The following is an 11,879-nucleotide window of genomic DNA, read 5'->3' as shown; positions in this document are numbered from 1 at the left end:
ATACCTTTAAACCACTCCCTTATAACGGGTGGGTTTAAAGGTATTTTTCTAAGTTGATATCCGTAATAGCGCCATGGGAATCATGAGCTACTACCCCGCCATTCTTTATCACCAACAACTGAGGCGATTGGTGCATAACCTGAAATTTATAGCCGGTTTCATCGGAAACTTGACGGTAACTATGCAAATCCAAGAAGTAAAAGTCCATCTGCCCCTCTTCTACTGCATAGTTCTGAGTAAACATATTCAATACCATCCGGCTAATTCCGCAAGTAGTAGAATGCTTAAATATTACTTGAGGCTTTGTTAAAGACTTCCTTTCAATTTCATCTAATTGCTCTAGAGAAGTAAGTGCTATCCAAGGAATTTTAGCTTCCTTTTTTTCTTCACCTTCATTTTTACTTCCAAACAAATTATTAAAGAGACCCATTTTGTATTTTTATAGTATCAGTCTAACGTTCTCCAAAACCTTACAACTGACTAAATGTCCTTTGTTTTATTACAATAAGCGACATTTTGTCCTGTGTCTTACATTGGTAAGATTGTTGACCTATTTCAGTCAAAAATAAACAATAACAACAGATAACAATATACATATGAACTTTAATAATTTCACCACAAAATCTCAGGAGGCCATTCAGCAAGCTCAACAGCTTGCTCAAAGCTTGGGCCACCAGCAGATAGAAAACGAACATTTGTTCAAAGCAATTTGGGAGGTAGATGAGAACGTACTTCCTTTTATACTGAAGAAACTAAATATTAACGTTTCCTTGCTACAACAAATCTTGGAAAAGGAACTGAAAAGCTTCCCTAAGGTTTCGGGAGGGGATATTATCCTGTCCAGAGAAGCAGGGAAAACTTTAAACGAAGCCAGTACCATTGCTAAAAAGATGGATGACGAATTTGTTTCCATTGAACATCTTTTATTGGCCATTTTAAAATCCAGCAGTAAAATAGCTCGGATATTAAAGGACCAAGGAGCTACCGAAAAAGATTTGAAAGCAGCCATTGAAGAACTGCGTAAAGGAGGAAGGGTAACTTCTCAAAGTGCGGAAGACACCTATAACTCCTTGGATAAATACGCCCGTAACCTTAACCAGTTAGCAGACAGTGGCAAATTGGACCCGGTAATTGGACGCGACGAAGAAATCCGTCGTATTCTTCAAATTTTATCAAGAAGAACCAAAAACAACCCTATGTTGGTTGGTGAACCGGGTACCGGTAAAACGGCAATTGCCGAAGGTTTAGCGCACCGTATTGTTCAAGGCGACGTTCCCGAGAACCTTAAAGATAAAATTATCTATTCTTTGGACATGGGGGCTTTGATTGCCGGTGCCAAATATAAAGGAGAGTTTGAGGAGCGATTGAAATCGGTCATTAAAGAAGTGACTTCATCAGATGGGGACATTGTCTTATTTATAGATGAAATTCACACGTTGGTTGGCGCTGGTGGTGGACAAGGTGCCATGGATGCCGCTAACATTTTAAAGCCGGCATTGGCACGCGGAGAACTCAGAGCCATAGGTGCCACCACACTGGATGAATACCAAAAATATTTTGAAAAAGACAAAGCGCTAGAAAGACGTTTCCAAAAGGTAGTTGTTAACGAGCCGGATACGGAAAGTGCTATTTCAATTCTACGCGGTATTAAAGAAAAATATGAAGCCCACCATAAGGTACGGATCAAGGATGAGTCGGTAATAGCTGCGGTAGAATTATCGCAACGGTACATTACCAACCGGTTTCTACCGGACAAGGCTATTGATTTGATGGATGAAGCTGCTGCTAAATTACGTATGGAAATAAATTCCAAACCAGAGGAGCTAGATGTTCTGGACCGCAAGATTATGCAATTAGAAATTGAAATTGAAGCTATAAAACGTGAAAACGATAAGGCCAAGCTAAAATTGTTAAACGTTGATCTAGCGAATCTGAAAGAAGACAGAAATGAGCTTTTTGCCAAGTGGGAAAGCGAAAAATCGATTGTAGACGAGATTCAAAAGACCAAGCAGGATATTGAGGAGTTTAAGCTTGAGGCGGAACGTGCGGAGCGCAATGGAGATTACGGTAAAGTTGCGGAACTACGTTATGGAAAAATTAAAGAGTCACAAGAAAAACTGGAGGAACTCCAAAAAGTATTGGATGAACAACAGCTAGGCGATACTTTAATAAAAGAAGAGGTTACCAGTGAAGACATAGCGGAAGTCGTGGCAAAATGGACCGGCATTCCGGTAACCAAGATGCTACAAAGTGAACGCGAAAAACTCTTAAAGCTGGAAACGGTCCTTCACAAGAGAGTAGTTGGCCAGAACGAAGCCATTGAGGCCGTATCCGACGCCATTAGAAGAAGTCGTGCCGGATTACAAGATGCGAACAGACCTATTGGATCCTTCCTATTTTTAGGTACCACAGGAGTTGGTAAAACGGAGCTGGCAAAAACATTGGCCTCTTATCTTTTTGATGATGAGAATGCAATGACGCGTATCGACATGAGTGAATATCAAGAGCGCCACTCAGTAAGTAGATTGGTTGGAGCACCTCCAGGATACGTAGGTTATGATGAAGGTGGCCAGTTAACGGAAGCCGTGAGAAGAAGACCTTATTCCGTGGTTCTGCTTGACGAGATTGAAAAGGCACACCCGGACACATTCAATATTTTATTACAAGTATTGGACGAAGGAAGATTAACGGACAATAAAGGTAGAGTTGCAGATTTCAAGAATACCATTATTATAATGACCAGTAATATGGGCAGTACTATAATTCAGGAAAAATTTGAAAACAGCAAAGACCCTTATAGCGCCACCGAGGCTGCACGAGTTGAGATTTTAGGATTGTTGCGAAAAACAATTCGTCCTGAATTCCTTAACCGTATAGATGACATTATCATGTTTACCCCGCTTAGCCGAGAGGATATTACCAAAATTGTTAGACTACAATTAAACAGCTTAAAGAAAACTATTGCAAAGCAGCATATAACAATTGATGCTACCGAAGAAGCCGTTAATTACCTAGCCAACAAGGGTTATGACCCACAGTACGGAGCCCGTCCCATAAAAAGGGTCATACAAAGAGAGGTTCTTAACAACCTTTCAAAGGAACTCCTGAGCGGAAATATAAAAGCGGATAGTATTGTTCTTATTGATTCCTTTAATGACGAACTGGTCTTTAGAAATCAAGATGAACTGGTAGAGTAAGTATATTTTTCTTAAAATAGACTTGTTTTTAAAAGCACCCGAAAAAGGGTGCTTTTTTTTCTTTGGTATATACCATACAGTATATAATTTCTTTATCTTCGTATAAAACTGTACCATTATGTCTACGAAAGCCGAAAGAACTACAGCCTTTATTATTGAAACTGTTGCCTCCGTTTTTAACAAACACGGATATATCGGAACCAGTATGAGCGACCTTACGGAAGCTACAGGATTAACCAAAGGGGCCATTTATGGTAATTTTGAAAATAAGGAAGCTTTAGCTTTATCTGCCTATCAATACAACAGCAACTTACTCTTATCAAAAGTAGATGAAGTTCTTGCGGAAGAAAACAATGCTCTTGACAAGCTTTTTAAACTCACGGATTTTTATAGAAACTACGACTCGTTTACCCTGAGCATGGGCGGATGCCCTATTTTAAATACCGGGGTTGATGCGCAGCACAACAATAGATTATTGGTTGCTGCCAACAAAGAAGTTATTAGAGAAATGGAAGGCAAGATAGCCTTAGTGCTTGAGAACGGTTCTAAGAATAATGAACTACACCTTCCCGTTACTCCGCTGCAATTTGCCAAACAACTTTTTACTATGATTCAAGGTGCAATTGCCATGGCCACTATGACCACTGATAAAAAGTACCTAACCAATACCATCGCTTATTTAGAGGTGCTCATAAAGAAAGAACTTAAGAAGTAAAGTTTTACACCTACCATTCATAGCTTTCTTAAATCTTTTAGAAGTTTAATAGCTGTTACCTCCTATTCAATTTTAAGTAGGATTTAAAGTTTAACCAACCAGTATTCCTCGGTTTTTTTATCTTCTTACTTGCCAACTACTCTAAAAATCCAAGTGTTGCCTGTAAACTTACCATCAAACTTACTATCTCTAGCCTGCCTAGCCTGTCCCATAGTGTTATAGCGCCCTAAGTAGACGTAATTGAATTTGTTCTTACTACGCACAAAAGATTTAGGCTGAAGTCCCCTTTTCTTCATATCCGCCATAAAAGCATCAAAATACTTTTTGGTCCCAAAAACATTGGCAATTAAATAGTACCCCGGTTCTAGCCCATCCTCAGTTTTTACTTCTTCGTATTTTTCACCTTTTTTAGGAACAACCACCTCTTCTTGTTGTGCTAGCTTAGCCTCTTGAGCCGCCTTCTCTTTTTCAAGCGCCTCTTGTTTTGCCTTTTCTTGAGCTACTTTTTGAGCTTCCGCTTCGGCCTCTCGTCTTTTCTTTTCAACACTCTCGGCTGCAGCAAGTGCCTCTTTTTCCTTGGCGTTATTAATAGAGTCCAGTCTTCTTTTTTGCTCCTCTTGTTCAGCTTTGGCAACTTCTGCTGCTTTCGCTTTTTCAGCCATTACACTTTCTTGCTCTTCTGCTTGTTTTTCTGCTGCTTGGGCAAGTGCTTCCTCTTCTTTGGCTTTTTCGGTAGCCTCCTTTTTAAGTCGTTTTTCCTCTTTTCTTAATGCTAAGGCTTGTTCTTTTTCAGATTTAGCTATGGAATCTTGGGCAATTTTTTCTAATCTGCGACGCTCCTTTTCTTCTTTTTTAGCCTGCTTTTCTTCATCTTTTGAAGCTTCAGCCAATTCCGCAGCTTTTTCCAATTCTTGGGCTACAGCTTCATTTTTCTTTTCCTCTTCAGCGTCGGCAATAGTCTCTGACTCTATTTGATCGAGCTCATTTTCCTCTAGATCAACAGCCCCCACCATCTTATGACGTTCCTCTGGCTTTCCAAAAAAGTAAGCCGCCATCAACTCAAAAGAAGGCTCGGAACTCACGGATGAACTTGCTCCAAATTCTACCAACGCACCTAAGGACAAATGGTTAAAAAATGTGCCTCCCGCTCCAATGCCATATCCATAAAAATTGTTGAAGCCTAATTGTCCCCAATATTTATTCGTGTTCAATAATGCATTAAAACCTACTTGATTGGCCTCACCGGGAATGGTACGCAAATACATAGACGGACGTATAAATGAATTTTGTGCCGCACCTAAAGTTACCGGAAAATCATAGGAAACAATCCCCATAAAGACCTTATCCTCTTTTTCCGTATTCGCTTCTTTTTCGGTAAAATTAAAATCGATTAAATTTTCGGAAGCAAAACCTAATGTAAGTCGCTCCACACTCAAACTCACCCCTGGTGCCACCTGTAGTATAAAATCATCCGTTGGAGCTGATTGTAATAATGGAAAATCAGGATTTACCGTAAAACGGTCATCAGCAAGAGACTGCACAAAACCAAATACGTTTGCCCCTACCGAAAGTTTTACACTTTCATTAAGATTAAAACTGTGCGCGTAATTAATGACCCCGCCCGTATCAAAATAGACACCTGTATTTTGCTGAAAGAATGCCACGCCAACCGCAGACTTACCATTTAATTTTCTAGTGTAATTTAAAAACTGGGTAGTAGGATTACCATCTATTGCCTGCCACTGCCAACGCACCCAATAGGCCAGAGAATTGGCATTGTTCCTATCCATAGAAAATGCGGGATTAAATAAACTGGCGTTGTACGTTGTTAAGTTATGTTGCCTTAAGTCTGCAGGCAAACGAGACTCTTGACTCCGCAGAACCAAAACAGACAATAAAAAGAGAAATGTGTATAGAGTTCTGAGCATGATTACAAAAAAACAAAAACCAGTATTCCTACATACTTTTTTTGTCTAAATTTAGTTAACAATTATGCAAGAGTTTTCAACCAAAAACTATTACCTATTATGCAACGGATCAAATCCTTATATATTATTATCCTTACAGCCTTAATTTTTGTAAGTTGTAAAGACGATACAAAAGTTAATCAAGATACCAACACAAATGGTGTAGTTTCTACTTTTTATTTTATTCGCCATGCAGAAAAAGACCGTACGGACCCTGAAAATGTAGATCCGGAATTAAACCAACGCGGTTTGGGAAGAGCTATGCACTGGGCAGAGATATTAAAAGATGTTGATCTAGATATTATTTACACCACGGATTACGAAAGAACTTCTATGACCGCCGCACCAACGGCCGTAAAAAAAGAGCTTGACGTAAAGTATTACGAACCTCAGAACGTAAACATAGAGCAGTTTAAAAAAGACAATCTTGGCAAGAACGTTCTTGTTGTTGGCCATAGTAACACCACTCCTGATTTTGTAAACCAAATGATAGGCATAGACCTATATTATGAAATGGACGATACCGATAACGGAAGTCTTTTTATTGTACAAATAGTTGGCCAACAAGCTACTTCGCAAAGACTTCACATTAACTGTAATTGTCCTAAAGAACGGTAATCTTCTTTTTTGACGGCACAGAGAAAAGCGGTATAAGTTTTTAATATGCCCTTATCAAATATCTATACCCATGAATTAGTCTATAATTTAGGGAACTTCACTATTTTTGCGGTATGGTTCAGAAGAACATCAACATAAAGAATAAGAAGGCCAAGTTTGAATATGAGTTCATAGACACCTATGTAACGGGAATTGTTTTGGCCGGAACGGAAATAAAATCCATTCGTGAAGGAAAAGCTTCCATTACCCAAAGCTTTTGTGAGTTTAATGAAGCGGGAGAACTATTTGTAATCAATATGCAGATAGACGAATATTCCCATGCTTCTCATTTTAATCACAAGCCAAAGGCGGAACGCAAATTGCTCATGAACAAACGGGAGCTTAAAAAATTGCGCAAAGAGGTTACTACTTCTGGTTTTACCATCGTACCCACCAACCTATTTATAAACGATAGAGGCTTGGCAAAATTAAAAGTGGCCTTGGCCAAGGGTAAAAAACTTTATGACAAGCGAGAAACCCTGAAAGATCGCGACAATCAACGTAATCTATCCAGAATCAAGAAAAGCTTTAATAGCTAAAAAAAAGTGGTTTAGTTCTTATTCTCCAGAAGAGGAACAAAACGAAAAGAACCGAATTCCTTTTTCTCGAATTCTTTTTCGGACTTTCTGATGAACAAGGTCATGATTTGATCGTCCGTACCTACAGGAATAACTAATCTACCCCCAATTTTCAACTGGCTCATGAGTGCCCTAGGTACTTCTGGAGCTCCGGCAGTAACAATGATACCATCATAAGGTGCCTGCTCCGGCAACCCTTTGTACCCGTCACCAAAAATCATTTTTTTAGGTCTATAGCCCATTTTTCTAAAGAAAATCTTGGTTTTCTTGAACAGTTCCAATTGGCGTTCTATAGTGTATACCTTAGCCCTTAAAAGCAATAATACTGCCGTTTGATACCCACTGCCCGTACCAATTTCCAATATATTCTGGTCGGGTTTTACCTCTAATAATTGCGATTGAAAAGCCACGGTATAGGGTTGAGAAATAGTTTGATCGGCCGCAATAGGAAACGCCTTATCTTGGTAGGCGTGTCCCTCAAAACTACTGTCCATAAATAAATGTCTGGGTATGGTACGTATAGCTTCCAGCACATTTTTATCCGAAATGCCTTTAGCTACCAATACTTCGGCCAGCTTATTGCGCATTCCCCTATGTTTTAAAGTATCTCTCAATGGTTTGGTTTTGGAAGGTAAAGTTAACTTGTAAAATTTCAACTCACAAGTCTACCGACTAAATGTCAGCCTTCATTTTTTAAAATCCGTAAACTTTAATCTTCCTAAATGAAACCCGAAAACTCCGAAACTATCCTTATTTTTGATACAAATTGAAATTTATGCTCAGAGTTGGCGTATTAGGCGCAGGTCATTTAGGAAAAATACATTTACGTCTGTTAAATGAATCAAAAAAATATGAATTGGTCGGTTTTTATGATGCCGATGCTATAAACGGAAAAAAGGTAGCGGATGAATTTGGGTACCATTATTACGACAACATCAATAAACTTATTGAAGCTGTAGATGTAGTAGATATCGTAACCCCTACCCTTTCCCATTTTGATTGTGCCAAAAAGGCCATGGAAAAAGGGAAGCATATCTTTATAGAAAAACCGATAACCAATACTTTTGAAGAAGCTGCACAGCTTCTTGAACTAGAAAAAAAGTATAACGTAAAAGGCCAAGTAGGACATGTAGAACGTTTTAATCCCGCTTTTTCTGCAGTAAAACACCAGATTAACACCCCAATGTTCATTGAAAGCCATCGTTTGGCGGAGTTCAATCCCCGTGGTACGGATGTGCCAGTGGTGCTAGACCTTATGATACATGATATTGATGCTATTCTTAGCGTTGTAAAATCCGAGGTAAAACAAATCAATGCAAGTGGGGTTTCGGTCATAAGCAAGTCTCCTGATATTGCCAATGCACGAATAGAGTTTGAAAATGGTTGTGTTGCAAACTTGACCGCTAGTAGAATTTCATTGAAAAACATGCGTAAATCACGTTTCTTTCAAAAAGATGCTTACATATCCGTAGACTTCTTGGAGAAAAAAGTTGAGGTGGTAAAAATGAAGGATGCTCCCGAAAAAGTAGGCGATTTTGATATGGTTCTCCAAAATGCGGAAGGCGAAAAGAAACAGATCTATTTTGAAAATCCGGAAGTGGGCACCAATAACGCCATTCTTGATGAATTAGAAAGTTTTGCAGATGCTATTGCCAATGACACTACCCCAATCGTAAGCCTAAAGCAAGGCACACAAGCATTAAAAGTAGCATTACAGATTATTGCTTCTTTTTAAATCTTAAAAAAAAACCTATGCAGAACATAGCAGTTATAGGTGCAGGAACTATGGGCAACGGAATTGCCCATGTTTTTGCGCAAAACGGCCACAATGTACATTTGATAGATATTTCAGAAGATTCGTTGACCAAGGGATTAACTAACATCTCTAAAAATCTGGATAGAATGTTGGCTAAGGAAAAAATATCAGAGAGCGATAAAAAAGCAACTCTAGACCGTATTTCAACCTTTACCACGCTTAAAGATGGGGTTGCCAACGTAGATTTAGTAGTTGAAGCCGCTTCCGAAAATCTAAATGTTAAACTGGGTATTTTTAAAGAGTTAGACGCTATTTGCAATGAACACACCATTTTAGCTACAAATACGTCCTCTATTTCTATCACTCAAATTGCAGCTTCTACAAATCGGCCGCAGAAGGTTATCGGCATGCATTTTATGAACCCTGTTCCCATCATGCAATTGGTAGAAATCATAAGAGGTTATAGCACTTCCGATGAAACTACGGCACAGATTATGGAGCTTTCCATGCAATTGGGCAAAACCCCAACAGAAGTAAACGACTACCCCGGTTTTGTAGCAAATAGGATTCTAATGCCCATGATTAACGAAGCTATTGAAACACTTTACAATGGTGTAGCCGGTGTTTCTGAAATTGACACGGTTATGAAATTGGGTATGGCACACCCAATGGGCCCGCTTCAACTAGCTGACTTTATTGGTTTAGACGTATGCCTATCCATTCTAAACGTTATGTACGATGGTTTTAAAAATCCAAAATACGCACCTTGTCCACTTTTAGTAAATATGGTAATGGCAAAAAAATTAGGGGTAAAATCAGGCGAAGGTTTTTATGATTACAGCGAATCAAAAAAGGCAGAAAAGGTTTCCAGCCAATTTTTATAAAACCTAAAACAAGCTTAGTAGAACCTACAATCCACAAGTAACATAATGATAAAAGATCATCTTTTAGAAATAAAGAACACACTTCCCGAACATGTGACCCTGGTTGCCGTTTCCAAAACAAAACCGGACGAAGACATCATGGAAGCCTATACCGCCGGCCAACGCATATTTGGAGAGAACAAGGTGCAGGAAATGACAGGCAAATGGGAGCGCCTGCCAAAAGATATTCAATGGCATATGATCGGCCATTTACAGCGCAACAAAGTAAAATACATGGCTGAGTTTGTTAATTTGGTTCATGGTGTAGACAGCTTTAGACTTTTGAGCGAAATCAATAAAAGAGCGGAGCAAAACAACCGTACCTTAGACTGTCTTCTTCAAATTCATATTGCAGAAGAAGACACTAAATTTGGACTCGACAAAGAGGAACTGCATGCCATTCTAAATTCGGAAGCATACCGTGAACTTAAAAATATAAATGTGGTAGGTTTAATGGGTATGGCCACTTTTACAGATGATGAATCCCAAGTAAGAAGGGAGTTCAGACAATTAAAGTCAATTTTTGATTCCATTCAACCTGAAAATCCAAAAATAAAAACCCTATCCATGGGGATGAGCGGAGATTATCAAATAGCTATTGAAGAAGGAAGTACCATGGTACGCATTGGAAGTAGTATCTTTGGTAAGCGGAATTATTAACATTCTACTTTCAACCAAGACCAAACCGCTACCACAGTACAAAAACAGATAGATGTATTCCATTTTAGATATTGAGACCACAGGAGGTAAATTTAATGAAGAGGGCATAACAGAAATTGCCATTCATAAATTTGACGGACATAAGGTGGTAGACCAGTTTATTAGTTTGGTAAACCCGGAAAAAGAGATTCAACCATTTGTTGTAAAACTTACCGGTATCAACAATAAAATGTTACAGACCGCCCCAAAATTCCATGAGGTGGCCAAACGAATTGTAGAAATAACCGAAGACACGGTACTCATTGCCCATAACGCACAATTTGATTATAGAATATTACGGACTGAATTTAGACGGTTAGGCTATAATTTTGAGCGAAAAACCTTGTGTACGGTAGAGCTTTCCAAAAAATTGATTCCGGAAGCGGAATCACATAGCCTTGGTAAACTGGTGAGGTCTTTGGGGATTGCCGTAAGTGATAGGCATAGAGCAAACGGTGATGCCTTGGCAACACTTCAACTCTTTAAAATATTACTTTCTAAAGACCTTGACAAGACAATCATAAAAAGTGTTATTCGCAAAGAAACGGAAGGTGAACTTTCTGATCGGCAGTTGGATATTGTTGACTCCTTACCCTCCGAAACGGGAGTATATTATATGCACGATAAGGACGGGGAAATACTCTATCTAGGCAAAAGTACCAACATAAAGAAAAGGGTAAACCAGCATTTTACCAAATCAGGCGGACGTTCAAGACAACTACAAAAAGCGACTAAAAAGGTAACTTTTGAAAGAACCGGAAATGAATTGGTTGCTCTTTTAAAGGAAAACGAAGAGCTTAAAAGAAACCGACCTAAATATAACCACAGGCCCAAAGCCGTTATTTTTAGTCACGGGATATATGTTGAAAAAAATGAAGCGGGCTACTCAACTTTCAAAATCAGAAAAACAACAGAAAGAAACGGGTCTTTTGCTACGTTTAATAGTCTTGCCGGAGCTTCTAACTTTATTTATAAGTTAACCCGTGAATTCAATCTCTGCGATAAAATAAACGGTATATCAGAAGCCAAGGGCAACTGCTCCAACTACGATGATGATGCGTGCCTTGGTGCCTGCATTTCCAAAGAACCGGTTGAGGAGTATAACCAACGAGTCGCTCAAGCGGTAAATAAATACTCGTTAAACCAGAAAAACGTAGTTATAGTAGATAAGGGGCGAGAAATTGGTGAATACAGTGCCGTATTAATAAAAAATGGAGACTTTAAGGGTATTGGTTATTATAACTTGAATCATCAAATTAATAATATTCATATCTTAGAATCTATAATCGTGCCTATGCGCGGTAATCATAATACCACGCACATAATTGAAACCTATATACGTAAAAAGCACAGTTTAAAAATTCTAGAATTAAGCGATCAATAAAAT

The 11,879-nt window shown here is 38.8% G+C and carries 11 protein-coding genes; 8 read left to right on the top strand and 3 right to left on the bottom strand.

Features of this window, described 5'->3' with window-relative positions:
• Positions 1 to 34 precede the first annotated feature (34 nt).
• On the bottom strand, positions 35 to 430 hold the full coding sequence (ytxJ, locus tag SJY45_RS01795; protein WP_215439075.1) for a bacillithiol system redox-active protein YtxJ: 396 nt from the start codon (positions 428 to 430) through the stop codon (positions 35 to 37).
• Between the two features lie 166 nt (positions 431 to 596).
• On the opposite strand from ytxJ, the gene clpB reads away from it, so the two are divergent.
• Both clpB and SJY45_RS01785 read left to right on the top strand, forming a co-directional pair.
• On the top strand, positions 597 to 3,197 hold the full coding sequence (gene clpB / locus SJY45_RS01790) for an ATP-dependent chaperone ClpB (protein WP_400073057.1): 2,601 nt from the start codon (positions 597 to 599) through the stop codon (positions 3,195 to 3,197).
• Positions 3,198 to 3,315: 118 nt separating this feature from the next.
• Positions 3,316 to 3,912, top strand: a complete 597-nt coding sequence (locus tag SJY45_RS01785) for a TetR/AcrR family transcriptional regulator (RefSeq protein WP_215914568.1) — start codon at positions 3,316 to 3,318, stop codon at positions 3,910 to 3,912.
• A gap of 125 nt (positions 3,913 to 4,037) precedes the next feature.
• Here SJY45_RS01785 and SJY45_RS01780 read toward each other — a convergent pair whose 3' ends face one another.
• Positions 4,038 to 5,840, bottom strand: coding sequence for a PorP/SprF family type IX secretion system membrane protein (locus SJY45_RS01780; protein ID WP_400073056.1), 1,803 nt, complete (start codon positions 5,838 to 5,840; stop codon positions 4,038 to 4,040).
• A 99-nt stretch (positions 5,841 to 5,939) separates the two neighbouring features.
• Here SJY45_RS01780 and SJY45_RS01775 point away from each other — a divergent pair, with 99 nt between their 5' ends.
• Positions 5,940 to 6,497, top strand: coding sequence for a histidine phosphatase family protein (locus SJY45_RS01775; protein WP_215439070.1), 558 nt, complete (start codon positions 5,940 to 5,942; stop codon positions 6,495 to 6,497).
• 113 nt (positions 6,498 to 6,610) lie between these two features.
• On the top strand, positions 6,611 to 7,075 hold the full coding sequence (gene smpB, locus SJY45_RS01770) for an SsrA-binding protein SmpB (RefSeq protein ID WP_215439069.1): 465 nt from the start codon (positions 6,611 to 6,613) through the stop codon (positions 7,073 to 7,075).
• Positions 7,076 to 7,086: 11 nt separating this feature from the next.
• Here the strand turns inward: smpB and SJY45_RS01765 are convergent, their stop codons facing one another.
• Complete coding sequence (locus tag SJY45_RS01765; protein WP_215439068.1) at positions 7,087 to 7,728, bottom strand: protein-L-isoaspartate(D-aspartate) O-methyltransferase; 642 nt, start codon at positions 7,726 to 7,728, stop codon at positions 7,087 to 7,089.
• A 161-nt stretch (positions 7,729 to 7,889) separates the two neighbouring features.
• Here SJY45_RS01765 and SJY45_RS01760 point away from each other — a divergent pair, with 161 nt between their 5' ends.
• From SJY45_RS01760 to SJY45_RS01745, 4 genes are read left to right on the top strand one after another with little or no spacing between them, the layout of a single operon-like run.
• Positions 7,890 to 8,849 (top strand): Gfo/Idh/MocA family protein, encoded by a 960-nt coding sequence (locus SJY45_RS01760; RefSeq protein WP_303405851.1) that lies wholly within the window; start codon positions 7,890 to 7,892, stop codon positions 8,847 to 8,849.
• A 17-nt stretch (positions 8,850 to 8,866) separates the two neighbouring features.
• Complete coding sequence (locus SJY45_RS01755) at positions 8,867 to 9,754, top strand: 3-hydroxyacyl-CoA dehydrogenase family protein (protein ID WP_400073055.1); 888 nt, start codon at positions 8,867 to 8,869, stop codon at positions 9,752 to 9,754.
• 42 nt (positions 9,755 to 9,796) lie between these two features.
• The gene (locus SJY45_RS01750; protein WP_289040674.1) at positions 9,797 to 10,453 is read left to right on the top strand and encodes a YggS family pyridoxal phosphate-dependent enzyme; all 657 of its coding nucleotides are present in this window, start codon (positions 9,797 to 9,799) and stop codon (positions 10,451 to 10,453) included.
• 52 nt (positions 10,454 to 10,505) lie between these two features.
• A complete protein-coding gene (locus SJY45_RS01745) occupies positions 10,506 to 11,876 on the top strand; it encodes an exonuclease domain-containing protein (RefSeq protein ID WP_400073054.1) in 1,371 nt (456 codons plus the stop codon).
• The last annotated feature ends 3 nt before the right edge of the window (positions 11,877 to 11,879 follow it).

Origin of the sequence: Zobellia russellii, assembly GCF_044597075.1 — a bacterium.
Lineage (GTDB): Bacteria > Bacteroidota > Bacteroidia > Flavobacteriales > Flavobacteriaceae > Zobellia > Zobellia russellii.
This window is presented reverse-complemented; position numbering and strand designations above follow the sequence as displayed.

Excerpts from the sequence above, each read along its gene's own strand:
- ytxJ (WP_215439075.1), bottom strand. The coding sequence starts at position 430 with ATGGGTCTCTTTAATAATTTGTTTGGAAGTAAAAATGAAGGTGAAGAA.
- clpB (WP_400073057.1), top strand. The coding sequence starts at position 597 with ATGAACTTTAATAATTTCACCACAAAATCTCAGGAGGCCATTCAGCAA.
- SJY45_RS01785 (WP_215914568.1), top strand. The coding sequence starts at position 3,316 with ATGTCTACGAAAGCCGAAAGAACTACAGCCTTTATTATTGAAACTGTT.
- SJY45_RS01780 (WP_400073056.1), bottom strand. The coding sequence starts at position 5,840 with ATGCTCAGAACTCTATACACATTTCTCTTTTTATTGTCTGTTTTGGTT.
- SJY45_RS01775 (WP_215439070.1), top strand. The coding sequence starts at position 5,940 with ATGCAACGGATCAAATCCTTATATATTATTATCCTTACAGCCTTAATT.
- smpB (WP_215439069.1), top strand. The coding sequence starts at position 6,611 with ATGGTTCAGAAGAACATCAACATAAAGAATAAGAAGGCCAAGTTTGAA.
- SJY45_RS01760 (WP_303405851.1), top strand. The coding sequence starts at position 7,890 with ATGCTCAGAGTTGGCGTATTAGGCGCAGGTCATTTAGGAAAAATACAT.
- SJY45_RS01755 (WP_400073055.1), top strand. The coding sequence starts at position 8,867 with ATGCAGAACATAGCAGTTATAGGTGCAGGAACTATGGGCAACGGAATT.
- SJY45_RS01745 (WP_400073054.1), top strand. The coding sequence starts at position 10,506 with ATGTATTCCATTTTAGATATTGAGACCACAGGAGGTAAATTTAATGAA.